13 protein-coding genes are annotated in these 17,598 nt (G+C 40.1%); 2 read left to right on the top strand and 11 right to left on the bottom strand.

Annotated features, from left to right (window positions below; translation table 11 throughout):
* Positions 1-69: 69 nt before the first annotated feature.
* The 11 genes from IPH84_11760 to htpG form a co-directional block, all read right to left on the bottom strand.
* Positions 70-894 carry an SCO family protein gene (locus IPH84_11760; protein MBK7173883.1) on the bottom strand — a complete coding sequence of 275 codons (825 nt, stop codon included), beginning with the start codon at positions 892-894 and terminating at the stop codon, positions 70-72.
* The gene (locus IPH84_11755; protein MBK7173882.1) at positions 884-2,047 is read right to left on the bottom strand and encodes a quinol:cytochrome C oxidoreductase; all 1,164 of its coding nucleotides are present in this window, start codon (positions 2,045-2,047) and stop codon (positions 884-886) included. Before IPH84_11755 ends, IPH84_11760 begins: the two co-directional genes overlap by 11 nt.
* Before the next feature lie 12 nt (positions 2,048-2,059).
* Positions 2,060-2,626: a cytochrome c gene (locus tag IPH84_11750; protein ID MBK7173881.1), complete on the bottom strand. Its 567-nt coding sequence runs from the start codon at positions 2,624-2,626 to the stop codon at positions 2,060-2,062.
* 49 nt (positions 2,627-2,675) lie between these two features.
* Positions 2,676-3,191, bottom strand: a complete 516-nt coding sequence (locus IPH84_11745) for a DUF3341 domain-containing protein (GenBank protein MBK7173880.1) — start codon at positions 3,189-3,191, stop codon at positions 2,676-2,678.
* 14 nt (positions 3,192-3,205) lie between these two features.
* On the bottom strand, positions 3,206-4,579 hold the full coding sequence (gene nrfD / locus IPH84_11740; protein ID MBK7173879.1) for a polysulfide reductase NrfD: 1,374 nt from the start codon (positions 4,577-4,579) through the stop codon (positions 3,206-3,208).
* Between the two features lie 44 nt (positions 4,580-4,623).
* Positions 4,624-7,620, bottom strand: coding sequence for a Fe-S-cluster-containing hydrogenase (locus IPH84_11735; protein ID MBK7173878.1), 2,997 nt, complete (start codon positions 7,618-7,620; stop codon positions 4,624-4,626).
* 95 nt (positions 7,621-7,715) lie between these two features.
* Positions 7,716-9,176 (bottom strand): c-type cytochrome, encoded by a 1,461-nt coding sequence (locus IPH84_11730; protein MBK7173877.1) that lies wholly within the window; start codon positions 9,174-9,176, stop codon positions 7,716-7,718.
* Between the two features lie 476 nt (positions 9,177-9,652).
* A complete protein-coding gene (locus IPH84_11725) occupies positions 9,653-10,450 on the bottom strand; it encodes a TPM domain-containing protein (protein MBK7173876.1) in 798 nt (265 codons plus the stop codon).
* A gap of 75 nt (positions 10,451-10,525) precedes the next feature.
* Entirely contained in the window at positions 10,526-10,975 is a 450-nt protein-coding gene (locus tag IPH84_11720; GenBank protein ID MBK7173875.1) for a TPM domain-containing protein, read from the bottom strand.
* A gap of 175 nt (positions 10,976-11,150) precedes the next feature.
* On the bottom strand, positions 11,151-11,747 hold the full coding sequence (locus IPH84_11715; protein ID MBK7173874.1) for a LemA family protein: 597 nt from the start codon (positions 11,745-11,747) through the stop codon (positions 11,151-11,153).
* 272 nt (positions 11,748-12,019) lie between these two features.
* Complete coding sequence (gene htpG, locus IPH84_11710) at positions 12,020-13,924, bottom strand: molecular chaperone HtpG (protein ID MBK7173873.1); 1,905 nt, start codon at positions 13,922-13,924, stop codon at positions 12,020-12,022.
* A 196-nt stretch (positions 13,925-14,120) separates the two neighbouring features.
* Between htpG and IPH84_11705 the strand changes: the two genes are divergently transcribed.
* Both IPH84_11705 and IPH84_11700 read left to right on the top strand, forming a co-directional pair.
* Positions 14,121-16,820 carry a T9SS type A sorting domain-containing protein gene (locus tag IPH84_11705; GenBank protein ID MBK7173872.1) on the top strand — a complete coding sequence of 900 codons (2,700 nt, stop codon included), beginning with the start codon at positions 14,121-14,123 and terminating at the stop codon, positions 16,818-16,820.
* A gap of 140 nt (positions 16,821-16,960) precedes the next feature.
* Positions 16,961-17,587, top strand: coding sequence for a hypothetical protein (locus IPH84_11700; protein MBK7173871.1), 627 nt, complete (start codon positions 16,961-16,963; stop codon positions 17,585-17,587).
* Positions 17,588-17,598: the final 11 nt, after the last annotated feature.

The raw sequence follows: 17,598 nt of genomic DNA, 5'->3' as shown, positions 1-17,598 counted from the left end.
TAATTATTGATGAATAAATGAAGTAAGGGCATTATTTTATCAGGGTCAATTTTCTGGCCAGGGGTTTTTTCAACTAAGGCTCCGGGTATTTTTTCTTTTTGAACGAATCAAAAGGTATAATAACAACGAAACAGCAAAAAAGATAATGATAATGGCAGAAATTTTTGTGATATCCAGAACATAGCGCTGACTGCTGGCATCGAAAGAGTAACAAAACTGAATTACTTTACTCACAGTTGGGGATGATTTCCCTTCTGAAGCTTCAAGAATGGCAAGTTTAAATTCAAAAGGCAGGAAGGAGATTCCTTTCAAATACCGTGTGATTTTGCCCTGTGGGCTAATCATAATTAATGCACCTTCATGCATAAATTCTGTTCCGGCAAGCTTAAAACCAAACCCGGTTGTTTTTGTGATCCTCTCGATATTACTGCTATCCCCTGTAAAGAAAAGCCAACCCTTACTGTCCTCCTGGAATTTCATTCTCTTGATATAGGTTGTCCTCTTTTTCACAGCAAGGTCATACCCTTCTCTTGCATCAAAACTTATTGTAAGTACCTGGTAATCTTTCCCTAACTGAAGATCAGTGTTGTTGATAACATCTGAGAGGCCATTCATTAGCGGGCTGCATATTCCCGGGCATCGATAATAAACAAAATTTAAAACAGTGGGTTTGTCAATAACTTGTTTGAGATCCACCTGTTTCCCGTCTACCCCTGTCAATATAATTCCCTGGGGAATAAATTGATCTAACTTTTCCGTAATACCAACCTCCATTTGATTCTGTGAATCGGCTAACAATGGGTTGGGTGAAAAAAACAAAACTGCCAGCAGAGCCGGCAGTGTCAGCCAAGAGGCCAATGCTTTCATTTGTATTCCTCCAATTTTAATGTACATGGTGATACAGACTTTCTTCAATATAAGGATGATTTTTGGGAATGAGAGGAGCTTTAGAGAGTGTCCTTCCAACGATAAAGATAAACAATCCTGCAAAGCCAACCAAGGCGCCGATTTCAATTAGACCAAAATGAGGTGTTTTGGTTATCTCTGGCATGATCAGCTCATATTGTTCCAGCCACATACCTGCCAGCAGCAAAATGGCAATATACTTAACTACTTTAATGTTCTTATCCAGTTTCTGCGGTAAAAGTGTAATAAACGGGATCAGCCAGTTGATCACAAGATTAATAATGAAGAATACCAACCAGCCATTATCCCAGCGTTTTACATAGTATACGGTTTCTTCAGGGATGTTCGCAAACCAGATCAGCATAAACTGGGCAAAATAGAGATATCCCCATATGATACTTAAAACAAACATATATCTTGAAAAATCGAGCAAATGACTCTGGTTCAATTCTTTAAAGTAACCGCGTTCATGAAGTAGAATAACAATCAGGGCTATTAAGGCAGTACCATGGTAAAATGCTGAAGCGAAAGCTTTAAAAGCAAAAATTGTACTGAACCAATGAACCTCCAGTGACATGATCCAGTCAAAGGAACCCATAGAGAAGGTAATTGCCAGTACAAAGATTAACACTTTGGACCAGAATTCTATTTTCTCCAGATATTTAACCCCTCCAACCTGATCTTCTTCCAGGGATAGTTTTCTGAGGTAGCGTGTAAGAATGAACCATGCAGCAAATACGATGGCAATCCTTATAAAGAAAAATGGAATATTGAGATAGGGTGATTTATGTGCAATGAGTGCATCATGCTCAGCAGCCCCTGGATGAGCCCAATGGTAAAGATTTTGTACTCCAAAGAAAAGAAGTATCATCACAATACCTGCTATAGGGATATAGCCCATGATAGCTTCAGGTACCCTTCTGAACATAGCTGACCACCCCGATTGGGTGATGTATTGAAGGCAAAAGAAAAAAGTTGCCCCGATGGTTAATGACAGGAAGTAGAAATTATTTAGCAGGACATTGGCCCAGCCCCTGGCACTGTCAGTGAATAGAGCATAAATGACAACAATCAGGCCGACGGCAATCATGCCAAAAGCGGCATAATTGAATTTCTTCGAAATCGTAACGTTGGTATCCATAAGGGAGTAAGCTTATTGATTCGGTTTCTTTTGCAATTCTTTCTTCACATAGTTGGCTATAAGCCAGCGGTCGTCAGGACGTATCTGGGGAGCATGGGCACCCATTGTATTCCAGCCAACAGAGATCACATGATAAACTTCTCCGATTGGAGCAGCCATCATTCTTTCATTTACGAGTGATGCCGGTTGAATGGCAAATTTCCCGGATGTGAATAAATGACCTTTGCCGGAGCCATCATCACCATGGCAACCAACACAAAAACGGTTGAACAATACCTTTGCCCGGGCAGCATTCCAATTGGCAGAATCCACAGGATTCACCAGCTCTTTACCAGCCAGAAGCCTTCCATCAGGTGTGGCAGGATATTGGTATGGAATGATACCTCTTGGAATGGTTCCTGCAACCGGAAGTTGATTGGCTAATCCATTCGAAAAGGAGGGAGATGTTGTGTATGTTTCATAAGCCAGCGAATGTGCCATGTCAGGAAAGTATTCAAAACCTTTCTGGTTACGTGTACGGTCACACGAGGTCAAAGCCATTAGCAGAACCAATGAAGCCGCTAAAACTATATGTTTCATATTATTTGGATAACCCATTGTCGGTAATTTAAACAGGTAGGTTGTTCATTTAAATTTCTTTCCTATAAACTTCTTCGGCACCACAGTCCTTCAGTAAACGATCCAAAACATCAAATCCTGCACCGGCTTGTTCACTGTCGAATACCATGACAAATTTATCATCTGTAGCCCTGAGATCAGGCAATGTATACTTTTTACCCGGGTAGATTTTTGCACGGACAGAAAAGGTTAACAAGCTCATAATTGTAATGGTTGCAATGGTCAGCACCAGGGTGATGATGATAAAAGAAGGGAATGCACTGGTAGGTTTTCCACCATAATTAATGGGCCAGCTGATGACTGAGGTATAATAAAGGAAGGCCAATACTCCTACCACTGCCGCGAATCCATATAGGAAGGCAACAAAGGCAAACTTCGATTTAATGCCCATTTCTTCAATCACCTCATGCATTGGGTAAGGAGTGTAGATTTCATCAATCTTCACATTTTTCTCTTTCACCGCTTTTATGCCGGCAAGCAGTTTCTGTTCATCATCAAAAACGCTTACAAAATAGGGTTTACTCATAACTCTTGCGGATATTAATGGGTTTTAGAGTATTTATTGAGGCTGGTGGGTTTCAGCACACTCTTCACTTCACTGATTGCAATCATAGGAATGAATCGGAAGAATAAAAGAACGCCGGTTACAAATATCCCGAGGGTGCCGATGTATATGCCAATTTCAACCCAGGTCGGAGAATAAACAGTCCAGGAGGAGGGAAGATAATCTTTGGCAAGAGAAGTGACCACAATATTATATCTTTCATACCACATCCCGAGGTTGATAATGAGGGATATAATAAATAAGGCTGTAATATTGCTACGGATCTTTTTCGACCACATTAATTGTGGAATGATGGCATTACAGGTGATCATAGCCCAGAACATGAATGTATAGGTTCCGGTAACTCTATTTTTAAAGAAGGTGAACATCTCATATTCATTTCCACCGTACCAGGCAATAAAAACCTCAGTTGCATAAGCTGTTCCCATGATAAGTGATATGAAAACAAGGATTCTGGCTATTGCATTCAGGTGGTCATCAGTAACATATTGTTCCAGGCTATAGAACTTTCTGATCACGATCATTAGGGTCATAACCATTGCAAAACCTGAAAAGATTGCGCCAACGACAAAATATGGAGGAAATAGAGTTGTATGCCAACCCGGGATAACAGAACTGGCAAAGTCGGTAGATACGATACTATGAACAGATACTACCAGAACAGCGGCAATTCCGCCGAGAACATAACTGAGTCCTTCATAACGTAACCACTCCCTTGAACTGCCGGTCCAGCCGAAAGCCAGGAGTCCATAAACGGCTTTCTTTACTTTATTGGTGGCCTTATCACGAATAGATGCAAAATCAGGAACCATCCCAAAATACCAGAATGATGCTGAAATCAGCAGGTAAGCACTGATAGCGATAAAATCCCAGAAAAGCGGGGAATTAAAATTCACCCAAAGCGGACCGCGGGTATTGGGATAAGGAAAGATGTAAAAAGCAAGCCAAACCCTACCCATGTGAATAGCAGGGAAAATGGCTGCACAGATCACTGCAAAAACGGTCATTGCTTCTGCTGCCCTATTGATTGATGTACGCCATTTCTGACGCAGGATCAGCAGGAATATTGAGAATGCAGTCCCGGCATGCCCGATACCAATCCACCAAACAAAATTGATGATTTCCCATCCCCAGGCAACTGAATTATTCACCGCCCAGGTTCCCAATCCATATCTGACAGTATAATACAGGGCAACCATTCCCCAGAGGGCAGCAAAGACGCTGATGCCCATAGCAACCTTCCACCAGGTTGGCGTTTTATTGTCGATGGGAGCAATGATGTCGCTGGTAATCTGGGAATAATTCTTATCCCCCAGGATCAGCGGACCTCTTACTTCGGCTTTGTACATAATTATTTAAAGTTATCAGTTTTAAATTCTATGATTTCATCAGATCAGGCATGGTGCTCTGTTGCAGATTCCCCTGATTTTCCCCGATTTCTCACTTTTGTAAGATATCCTACTTTGGGTAAAGTATGTATCTCTTCAAGTAAGTGGTAATTTCTTTGGTTTGTAAATAATTTAGATACCTGGCTTTCCGGATCATTCAGATCTCCAAATACAACAGCCTTCGAAGGACAAGCCTGGGCACATGCCGGCATAATCTCACCATCCGTTAATTTCCTGCCTTCCAGTTTTGCAAGAAGTTTCTTTTCCTGGATTCTTTGAACACAGAATGAACATTTTTCAACTACACCCCGCTCTCTCACTGTGACATCTGGATTCAGTACCATTCGTCCCAGGTCAGAATTCTGGTTGTAGTTAAAAGCATCATTGGTCGCATATCTAAACCAGTTGAAACGGCGTACCTTATATGGACAGTTATTGATACAATACTTTGTCCCGATACAACGGTTGTAAGCCATCTGGTTCAATCCCTCGTTACTGTGATTGGTTGCAGAAACCGGGCAAACATTTTCACATGGGGCATTATCACAATGCTGGCACATGATAGGCTGGAAGTAAACTGATGGATTCTCAGGATCTTCAGAATAATACCTGTCGATACGAATCCAATGCATGATACGGGTCATTGCAACCTGTTCCTTCCCAACCACGGCAACATTATTTTCAGCCTGGCATGCAATAACACAGGAACTACAGCCAGTGCATGCATTCAGGTCAATTGCCATACCCCAGTGGTGGCCCCCAAATTCAAAGTCCTTATAAAGTGTTTTATTCTGAGCCTGGTGAATGGTATGAAGTTCATTTCCGGCATCAGGTTTCTTTTGCCATTCTTCAAGAGTTGTTTCCCTAACAATCGGACGGCCCTCCATGGAATGATGCATCTGGGTGGTAGCAAGTTTATAGTTATTTCCAATGGACCTGAATTCACCGGCATGCAGTGAATATGTCCTGGAGCCTCCTGAGAACATCATGAGGGGAAACACATTGATCCCAATATTATCAGCTACCTTGCCAGTGTCCCTACGACCATACCCATAAGCAATTCCGATGGTTCCTTCTGCCTGGCCCGGTTGAATAAATGCAGGTATTTCAAGTTTTTCCTTCTCAAAGTAGAGAACATCACCATTAACGATTCCTAACTTCTCAGCCAGTTTTGGAGAGACAGAGGCAAAATTGTCCCAACACACCTTCGAAACAGGATCAGGCATCTCCATGAGCCATGGATTATTGGCATGTTGTCCGGCTCCTAATGCGATGGTTTCATAAAACTCAAGTTCAATTTCTGATTTCCCTGGCACAATAGCTGATTTTTCAGCAGCAAGGTCAAGACTGGAGACAACAAACGCCGGTGCTGACCATTCAGTATCAGACAATTCAAATACGCCATCCTGTAAAGAATGATTCCAGAAATCGTTAAACTGGCTGTATGTGTTTTGCCTGGAATAAAGATTGGATTGCCAGTAGTTCCTGATCGTAGTGTAATAATCAGAAGTTGAACCACTCCATTTCAGTAATGAATCCTGAGCTTGCCTTGTATTGAAAATATTTCTGATAGTAGGTTGTTGCAATGAGAACTTGCCATTTTTAGGTTCTGCATCATTCCACGATTCGAGGAAATGGTGATCAGGACATACATAATTGCATAGAACGGAGGTTTCATTGCTGGCACTGGCAAAACTGACGGAAAGAGGAACACTTCTCAAACTTTCTTTGAAAGTATTTCCTGGATAATCATAAACCGGATTGCAATTATAAAGTAAAATTGCTCCGACATTCCCGGTTTTCATATCCTGGATCAGGCTTTCTGCTACCCGGTCATCACCTTTCCTGATATTCAGCGATGTTCCCAGGTCGATGGTAGTACCATAATTATCCAGTAATGCGTTGATGGCGTTGATGATTATTTGGATTGCCGGGTCATTGATACCACTGATAACCAATGATCTGCCTTTAGCTTCAACGAGGTCATGAGCCAGTTGTTTGACATTGACGACAGAAGCGGGAGCAGGATAGGTATTCCTGCCTGAAAGCATTGCAACTTCATTATAAAGATTCAGGATGATATTTGCCTGCTGGCTTGGCTTAACAGGCACTCTAATATCTGCATTAGCCCCGGTAAGGCTCATGCTTGATTCATAAACATGTAATTTTGAAATGGTAGTTTTTTCTTCTGTCAGTCGGCGGGTTTCAGCCCAACGGCGGTTGAATTCGACAGGTGATAACCATGTACCAAGGAAATCTGCTGAGAAAGAAACAATGAGATCAGCCCTTTCAATATGATAATCGGGAACCACTTTCAGTCCCATTGATTCCTCGTTTGCCTGCAGGATGGCTGATACGGAAGCCGGATCATACATCACCAGGCGTGTGGTTGGATACTTCACTGTAAAGTCCTTAATTACCTGCAGGGTAGAAGGGCTTGCAATAGTTGATGACAGTATCACAATTTGTTTTCCCGAAGCAGCAGTAGAGGCTAGTTTGGAAGAAATTGCCTGGTCAATCATATTCCAGGTGGTTTCTTGTCCTGAAATCAAAGGTGCTTTAATTCTGCCTCCATCATCATAAAGACTTAATACAGAACCTTGAACCCTGGCGCTGGTTGCCCCTCCATTAAATGAGGATAATTCATTTCCCTCAATTTTTATAGGCCTGCCATCTCTTACTTTAACCAGGATGCTGTTATAATCCTGTCCGTCGAAATAGGTAGAAGCATAGTAGTTAGCCATGCCGGGAGTTACTTCTTCCGGTTTGTTGAGTAAGGGAATTGCAGTATTTACAGGATTTTTACAACTGGTGGCAATAGCTGCGGTTGCAAAACTGAACCCGGCAAATTTCAGGAAATTCCGGCGTGAGGAGGGCTTTTCGGCAATCTCCTCATTGATGATCTCCAGCAGTGATTTTGAAGCATCTTCATCATTCCTGCCTGGGTTTTCAACCTGTGACCCATTCCGTTCCTCAAGGCTTTTCCAGTATTTCTTTTCCATTAGTATAAATGGTATGGTTTTGAATTCTGTGGTTATTTTATGAATCTAGGCAGGATATTATTATTGTTACTATATCATGCCTGGCAATGAGTGGATTAATAGTGGCATTTAGAGCAATCCAGCCCGCCAATCTGTTCCACGGTTATCTTTTTCGCTTTGCCTGACTTTACATCATCATGCAATTTGCGGTAGCTTTCATAGTATTTATTGTCTGTGAACTGGACAGCTGTGCGGCGGTGACAATTTACACACCATCCCATTGAAAGGTCTGCAGCCTGGTAAACCAGGTCCATTTCTTCTACTTTTCCATGGCATTCCTGGCATTTGACCTTACCGGCACTCACATGTTGAGCGTGACTGAAAAATGCATGGTCAGGAAGTTTGTGAATCCTAACCCAGGGAATAGATTTGCCGGAAGCAATAGCCCTTTGTATTTTGTTAATCTCAAATTTTCCGGAGCGGGCTCCTTGAGTTACTACCTTATGGCAATTCATGCAAAGGTCGGGAGAAGGCATCCCAGCTGATTTGCTGTATGAAGCAATACTATGGCAGTATTCACAATCAGTCTTATTTTGGCCGGCATGTACTTTATGAGAGAATTTTATGGGCTGATCCGGTGCATAATTCTGGGTTCTGCCAAGATTGATACCTTCCTGTATAGCCAGGGTGACGTGTGTTGTTAGTCCACCCAACAGGATCAGGATATGAATGACTTTGTATTTTACTTTTTTGAAAAATAGCAGATCGGCGAGTGCTAGAGCCATAAGGAATCCCAGTGCAAGAAACAAAAGAAAGCGATATGGGAAAGTCTTTTCTATTTCCATCCCTTCTTTAGCCACTTCTGAAAAATAGGCCGATATATCAAATAGCTCCTTGTCGGATAATTGAATGCCTTTATGTGCCTCGGTCATTTTTATCGAGGTAGGGGAGGCCATTACCTGGTAAAGGTTGGTGCCGTTGGGCTCAAGCCATGCATGAGCAAGATCTGTTACTGAAGGATTAAAATTTAATGTATCAGTAAGCATGGTAGCATGACAGGATGCACAATTGACTGTAGTTCCTTTTTCAAAAGCAATCAGCCCAAGGAATAATCTTTCCCCTCTCTTTATTTCTTCATCAGAGAATCCATCTTTCTTTGTAATATCAACAGTTACAGCCTTTGCAGCCTCAGGTTTATAATTAGCTATGTAATCAATTACCTGGCTCACATCATCTTCAGTGAGAAACTTATGGTCAGGCATTGGGATCTTGCTGTTGGCATTAAATACTTCAACGGCTGTTTTATCACCTGCCTTAACCATTTCCTGGGAGCCACGGATGAATTTTATCATCCATGCCTTATCACGCCGTTCCGTGACCCCTTTGAGCCCGGGCCCTACAAGCTTCTCCTCTGAAAGCTTGTGACAGATGGCACAATTTTTATCAAAGATTTCTTTCGCTTTAGTGTTTTGCGCATGGATTGGCTTGGAGATCGCTAAACCCGTAATAAGCAGGGCTAAAGGCAAAACAATTGTCAGATTGACAATTCTTCTTCTGATCGATGCGTGTTTAAGCATACGTCGTATTTGATTAACTAGGTATATCGCAGGTCTTTGTGAACCTGGCTTTATTTTTTCTATTTAACAAAAGGGTGATCAATTCCGGTGGAGGTATATATAAAAGTAGTAAAGCAGATTGTACATAATAGTCTTTCCGAGTTGTTAATACCTTCACAACACAGCGAATTTAAATATTAAAGTACAGCTACACAATATGGTCCTAAGAAAATTCTGGACACTTAGTAGTTTAGAATTAGTCTAAATAAAAAAAATTGAACTTTTCTTTGTCGAAACACTTTACAAACAGGAATCCTGATATTAATGCCTATTCTAAATAGCGGAACGTTAATTAAAGATTAAAGTATATTAATACCGGAATCTTAGTTGATAAATCAATAAAACTAGTTGGTTTTGACAAGTAAAAGTCTAATAAACTATGCTGTTGTTAGCCTTATAACAAGGTAAAGATGATGAGAATTCGCAAAAATGCAGGGTTACCAGCTTCCTCCTGCGCCTCCTCCTCCAAATCCTCCACCACCGAATCCTCCGAATCCTCCTCCGCCACCACCGCCAAAGCCACCGCTTCCTCCTGAGAAATTCCCCCAGTTTCCACCACTTGATGCTCCAAAGAGGAATGGCCATAGCATAGAAGAAGTTGATCCCCTGTTAATATTCCTATTGTTACGGCCTTTAGTAAAAAAGAAGAAGGCTAAAATAAACAGGATGATGGCAACAATAATTCCTGAACCACCTTTGGATTTGCCATAAGAGGATGCTTTAAACTCACCGGAAGTAAACTTGAAGAGAGTTTCTACGGCTGCATTGATTCCCCCGTAATAATCATTTTGCCGGAAATAGGGGATCATTTCATTGTTAACAATGTCCCACGCAGTTGCATCTGGTACATTTCCTTCGACACCATAGCCAGAGGCAATGAATGCTTCTCCTTTTTCTGAAGCGGTTTTTGGTTTAACCAGGATTACAAACCCATTATTGAATTTGGCACCTCCAACACCCCATTTAGCACCGAGTCGTTGTGCGAAATCTGAAGGATCATAACCTGAAAGGGATTCCATGATAACAACAGCAATTTGCGTAGAAGTTGTATCATTGAAAGCTACCAGTTTTTGCTCCAGGGAGGCCACCTGGTCAGAGGAAAGAATCCCTGCAAAGTCGTTAACCAACCTGGGTGGATTAGGGACTTCAGGGATTGCGTCCTGTGCCGAAAGATTTACCTGGCATAGAATAGCTATCAGGAATGCAATGAAAAGATTAAGTCGATAGGTACTCATATGTCAGAGAATTATTGAGTAAATATGGCGTGGTTAGAACAATTAGTCTTAAAATCCCGCTCTAATGATTTGATTTTATTTTTCATCACCAAATGAAATATCATCTGGTAATTCATTTACATCATCTTTCTGATATGGGAAATGCTTTTTGAGTATTTTTCCCACTTCCAGGATCGATTTAGATAAACCTTCTGTGAAATTTTCCTCACGGAAAGATTCAAGCATTCTGGCTTTTAATCTTTCCCAATAGTCTTTTTCAACTACCAGATTGATCCCACTATCACCAATTATTGCAAATTTCCTGTTCTTAATCGCAAGATAAATCAATACCCCATTTTTAAGTTCTGTTTCATTCATCTTCAATAACTTAAAAACAGCAGCTGCGCGATCTAAAACTTCACCATCGCAGTTATTTTCAACATGAACCCTGATTTCACCTGAAGTATCCAATTCGGCATTCAGAATAGCTTGTTTGATTTCTTCCACTTGCAGGGGAGAAAAGAAGTTACGGGCTGTTTTTGACATTTCGAGTTATTAAATTTTAGAAATGCGAAGGAATAAAGATAATGATAAACTCATTGGTTATTCTAACGGATAGGCACTCAGAAAAGAATGCAGTTTAGTTTTCAAACTATGAGTTGAAATGGAGTGGCAAAATCCAGGATCAATAACCTGGCTTTTGCCACCCCGGATATTCTTATTAAAACTCAACTTTCGGAGCTACATCTGATCCTGCCTGTGCCTCGAAATAGGGCTTCTTTGAGAAGCCAAACATTCCGCCAAGAATATTGGTTGGAAAACGCCTCAGACTTGTATTGAACTGCTGAACAGATTCATTGAAAGTTCTTCTTTCCACATTAATCCTGTTTTCAGTTCCTTCCAACTGGGCTTGCAACTGCAGAAAATTCTGATTTGCTTTCAGATCAGGATACTTTTCCACTACTACCATTAAACGGGATAGAGCACTACCAAGTTCATCCTGAGCTTTCTGGAATTGTGCCAGGCTATTCTCATTCAGTTTGGTTGGATCTACATTGATTGTAGGTTTGGTTGCATTGGCACGCTGCTCAATAACTTTGATCAGGGTCTCCTGTTCAAAGTCGGCATAACCTTTAACGGTACTAACCAGGTTGGGGATCAGGTCAGCCCTGCGTTGGTAAGCTCCCTGAACATTCGCCCATTGGGTGTTAACATTTTCTTCAGCCTTCACAAGTCGGTTGTATGAAGCTGGTAAGGTAAGAAGCAGAATTACTCCTAAGAGAACTAAACCGCCTATAATAATCCATGATTTTTTCATCGTTGTTTTTATTTGATTTGATTGATAATTTTTGAGTTGAGGAGGTTCATAAATTGCCAAGAGTTCATACAGTGCATAGAGTTTACAGAGTGGAAAAGTAATTTTAAATTCTCAGCAAGCCTTCACTTATCTTCAGCTTCCATTAGCTCACTCCAGGCAATTTCACGCTGTCAGTCAATAAATGGAACACGGATTATACGGATTGCTCCACGAATTTACACGAATTTAATTGACAACTCAGGTTCTTTTTAGATCACTTAAAGCACTTTTTCTCACTTATTAACAAGCTCAACACTTCTTCTGATAAACCCATCCAAAGCTTCACCTTTAAGCATATTTTGAGAGAGTAAAGCTAAATCAACCAGCTGTTTTGTTAGTTTGTCCTGCTGACCTTCATCCGTATTATCGAGTATTTGCATTATTAAAGGATGATTGGAGTTAATCACAAGATTGTAAGTATCAGGCATATTTCCCATGAAACTATATCCTCCCATGGCCGACATATCCTTCATACGGCGCATAAACTCGGGTTGAGTGATCATAACCGGAAGATCAGAAATGCTAAGACTCTCAAAAACAATGTGAAATTTGCTCTTATCAGCAGCTTTTTCAAAAACAGGTGTCAATTTACCCTGCTGTTCTTCAGATAATAAAGAAGGTAATGAGTCTTCCTTTTTTATCAGTTTATCAACTATATCTGCATCTACACGTGCAAACTGCGTCTTTTCAAATTTTTGTTCAAGGGTATTGATGAAATGATTGTCAACAGGGCCATCCATTACCAGGATATCATATCCTCTTTCACGGGCTGCAGAAATATAACTGAACTGTTCTTCAAGATTACTGGTATAAAGGTACACCAGATTTCCATCTTTGTCCTTCTGATTCGATTCTATATGGTTTTTATATTCTTCGAGAGTAAAGTATTTGTTCTCAGTGTTTTTAAGTAAACAGAATTTTTCTGCTCTCTCATAGAATTTGGGTTCAGAAATGATTCCATACTCAATGAAGACTCTTATATCATCCCATTTCTTTTCAAACTCTTCACGGTTACTTTTAAAGAGTTCTTCCAGTTTATCTGCCACCTTCTTCATGATGTGACCGGAAATTTTCTTTACATTCTGATCGCTTTGGAGATAGGAGCGTGACACATTCAAAGGAATGTCAGGTGAATCAATTACTCCATGCAATAGCGTTAGGAAGTCAGGGACAATACCTTCAACAGTATCAGTTACAAAAACCTGGTTGCAGTAAAGCTGAATTTTATCACGCTGAACTTCATAATTTTTTTTGAGCTTAGGGAAATATAGAATCCCGGTTAAATTGAAAGGGTAATCCACATTCAGGTGAATGTTGAATAAAGGTTCATCAAAGGTCATAGGGTATAATTCCCTATAGAATGATTTATAATCTTCATCCTTTAAGTCCACCGGTTTCTGTTTCCACAAAGGATTGGTGTTGTTGATGATTCTTGGTTTTTCAACCTCTATCCTTTTAGGTTCACCTTTTTCATCTTTTTCGGTTTCTGAGGTTTCAAAAGTTTTTTCATTTCCAAACCTGATCGGGACCGGGAGGAACTTGCAATATTTATTCAGAAGTTCCTGGATTCTCTGTTCCTGTAAAAATTCGTCTGAATCTTTTGAGATATGCAGAATAATCTCAGTGCCCCTGTCGGTTTTGTCAGTTTCATCAATCACATAATCCGGAGAACCGTCACATTCCCATCGAACTGCTTTTGAACCAGCACCTTTCTTATACGTCTTGGTTTTAATTTCTACCTTATCAGCCACCATAAAAGATGAATAGAATCCAAGGCCGAAATGACCAATCAATCCACTCTGCTCATCTTCAGTTTTGCCTTTATATTTCTTCAGAAATGCTTCAGCACCAGAAAAAGCTATCTGGTTGATAAACTGATCAATCTCATCAGCTGTCATACCAATACCCCGGTCCTTAATGGTTAATGTGCCGGCTTCTTTATCAAGTATGATCTCAATTGTCAATTCCCCTAATTCATCCTTTACCTTATCAAGTGAAGAAAGTGTCTTTAATTTGGTGGTTGCATCCACCGCATTGGAAACCAATTCACGGAGGAAAATCTCATGGTCAGAATAAAGGAACTTCTTAATAATGGGGAAAATGTTCTCAGTTTGAACGTTGATTTTACCTGTCTGCATAGTATGTCTTCAATTTTATTTGGCATTCATTAAATCAAAGCCTGTGCCATGAAATTATTGCTGTCATTTTGGCACTAATTGTCAGCTACTATTCTGAGAGTTGTATAGTTTTTTTCTAATTTGCATTAATTGGCTATTTGCAAACTGAAAATACTTGTAATGACTTATCTTTACGAATAAGATAATTTTCCATTATATGAAGAATCTCGCTCTGATTAATTTATTCATTCTCATCTCCTGGAGTGCCTTTTCTCAATCCTATCAATTGTATTTGAATGAAGAAGGACAAGCCTCCGGATTAAAGTTGTATCTGAATGATTCTGTATACCGGTTTGACCTGAGAGGTAGTAATTCTTTAGATCAAACGGAGTGCAGGGTTGGCAATCAAAAATTTATGTTTTCCATTCCTTCTTTTGAAAATACTGTTAATGCCAGCGACCAATCCGGTACAAGTCTGCAGGTTTTTGAACCGGGTGAATCCCCTGAAGGTGATATGGTGCATGATATAGAGTTTAGCCCGGATGGCAGACTCTTTGCTGTTCTGTATAAGCATAGTAATAATATTTATTTCTATGATTCTGCTTATCAGCTTCTCGAAATAGTGGAAGTAGGTGATGGCCCTATCGATATGGTCCTCTCCCATACCAGGGCATATGTATGTTGTGAAAAATCGAATGAAATCTATGTAATCAATCTTCGTAGTTTTTCAATCAAAAGAGTTTTTACTATACCCGAAAATAGCTGCCAGGTTGAGGTGTCTCCTGATGAAACCCAGATTTTTATAGGTTGTTATAGTTGGCTGAATGGTGCGATTACATCATATAGTCTTACTACTTATCAACAACTTTATTATAATACCCAACCCTACATTCATCATTATGGTTATTATGGAAACCAGGGCCGCTGTACTTACCAGTTTGCAAAGTTTTTTCTGAGTCCCGATGGGGATAGGATTGTGGCTGCATACACCGGATCCAATAAGCCGGCTGTATTTGATGCCGGAACCGGAAATCTGGTCAGCACTTTTAATTTTGGATCTTTTCGTGCAGCAGCATATTCTGTAACTGCAGATACTCTTTTAATTTTTTCCTACCATAACAGTGGAAATGTTGTCTTGCACAGGTTACAATCTTCTACGCTTAGCGTTATCGATTCAATTATAGTTGCAGAACCTGATTTCCTGGATTATACAGATCTTGTCGTGAGTGAAGACGGACAAAGAGCAATGGTTGTTGATAGCTGGACGGAGAAGATCTATCATTTTGATTTTAATACCCATAGCTGCAACCAGATTCCTGAATCTATTTTTTCAAATCCCTGGATTAAGTTATCAGGTGACCGCAAGATAGCGGCTGTCAGGGTTTTCGGAGATGTTCATTTTTACCGGATGGATAATGGAATCCTCTTGAGTGAACTCTACCCGGTTACCGAGAAATTAGTTGGAAATGCAGCCGCAATTTCTCCGGTTTCAGGTAAAATAGTATGTTGTGATGATAATCTTTTCTATGGGATACTGTTTAACGAATACATCTATGGAGTAGATTTTGATGAACTGGCTAATCTTACCTTAGGGTTTGTTAGTGAAAGTGGCCAGCCCCTGGAAGCAGATATGACTACTTCGGCAATAATCACTACAGATGGATCGAAGTTGGTTTCAACCAATATCCTGACACAAAACACAAGCTTTATCAATTACTGGACCGGAAGCCTTGATACACTGATGAACCTGGGCCAGGTGCAGCAAGTTGTGACAATACCCGGGAGTGATCTGCTGATATTTTTTGGCTACAATTCACATGATGTTTGGTTTGTAAATAGCACTGACTATACAGTTGAAGCTGTTTTAAGCATGAACCAGGTTGCCCAATGCGTGGTTTCACCTTTGGGTGACTATGCCTATCTCTACACTGTTCCTCAATTTGCTTCCAACGGTACCTTATATAAGGTGCAGTTGAATGGTAATATTGAGATTACAGAGCAATTCCAGGTAAACTTCAGTTCCTGTGGTTTAATCATTGTAGGGGATTATCCTGAGGTAAGTTTATTGCTGTCGATCAGTCCTGATGGGAAAATGATGCTGTTTCCTGATGATGATCCCTCTTTAGGCCCTGTAATCCGGATTGTGGACCTTGAATTAATGAATGTGATGGCTACGATCCAGGTAAATGAAGTTTGTACCTATGATTATGCTTTCAGTGAAGATTCAAAATACGCCATCATAGGATCGTATGATGAAGATCTCCCCTTAATTTATTTAAATGGAAGTGCTTCATATTTAATTAAATACATTAAAATTTCAGACCTTACTTTCTCTATTGCCTATAATAAAACAGATGACTTATTTTATGTTTTACAGCAGCATAATGCGATTGTAAAAGTTAATCCTGTGGCAGGTGCAGGTGTAGGAACCATTACTACCAACCAGGAAAGTGCCTTCCAGATTGGAATTGATAATAATGGGATTCCGGTTGTTATGCAGGCAGAAAGCTTGCTTTACCAGGGAGAAAGTTATTCATTACCAGGAGTTTCAAGAAAATTCACGTTCGATGCGAACAAGAATGTTTTCGTGATTCCCACTCCCGGACCAGATGCAATAAGTGTCTTTAATGAACTGAATGTTGGAAAAAATGACATTGCTTCCGACAAGAGCGTCCACATATATCCTAATCCGGCAAAAGATTATATTATCATCGATAATGGAATCGATAAATTTTATAATAAAATAAATATCAGTATATTGGATATGACTGGGAAAGTGATTCTCGGGAAGAATTTACAAGTTACAAGTAAAAAAGTCAGGATATCTCTGGAGGGTATTCCGGCAGGATACTATCTTATCAAGCAAACTACATCTGATTTTAAAGATAGTATTTCAAGCCTGGTGATTACCGATTAAGCCGGGTTTTGACTATTTGAGAAGCATGCTAAGAGAAACCCTTTTGGCCTGTTTGATTTTTTTTTTTTCATAGTTCATCAGAAATTAACATCATTCTGCTGGTTTTTTTAGTAATTTGCCTTGTCCAAAAACCCTCCGTAATGAACTCTTCCTTACTACTTCTGACTTCAGAAGTATTATTATCATTTTTTGGCTCTAGCTCAAATGGTCAATTTATAGCTTCAGGTTGGCTTTGGTTAGGCATACTGGCAGCTTTTGCCTTAGGTTCATTCTTCTATTTCAGGCCCAGGTTGAAATCTTTTTCAGTTCTTACTGAGGAACAATCACTTATTCCTGCATTGGAAGTCATTCAAACTACTTTATATGCCGGAGGGCATCCTGAAATCAGCGAAGCAATTATGCCTTGTCTGATCTACACTAGTGGTGGATCCATATTTATTGGTAAAGATGCATCCGAATCCGGCAATGAATGTAAAGCTTTAGGATCAATTCCGGTAACTTCACTTCTGGATATCAGGGTGGAAGATGTTTTTACCTTGAAAAGAAAGATGACTGCTGATCGTTGGGTTCATTCCAGGGAATATCTTCAATGTTTAAACAATAAAAAAGAGGAAGAGTTGGCATTTGTGGTGATTGAATGGGAAAAAAACAATCAGCATTTTATAACCAATCTTTGTATAGAAGGGGATAGGGCAATGGAAAATGCGTTGGCTAAGCGCAATGCACTGTATAAAAAATGCAGACTTGAATTGAATAATCTGAATTGACCAAAACAGTT

It is taken from the genome of Bacteroidales bacterium, from assembly GCA_016707785.1.
Classification (GTDB): Bacteria; Bacteroidota; Bacteroidia; order Bacteroidales; family UBA4417; genus UBA4417.
This window is presented reverse-complemented; position numbering and strand designations above follow the sequence as displayed.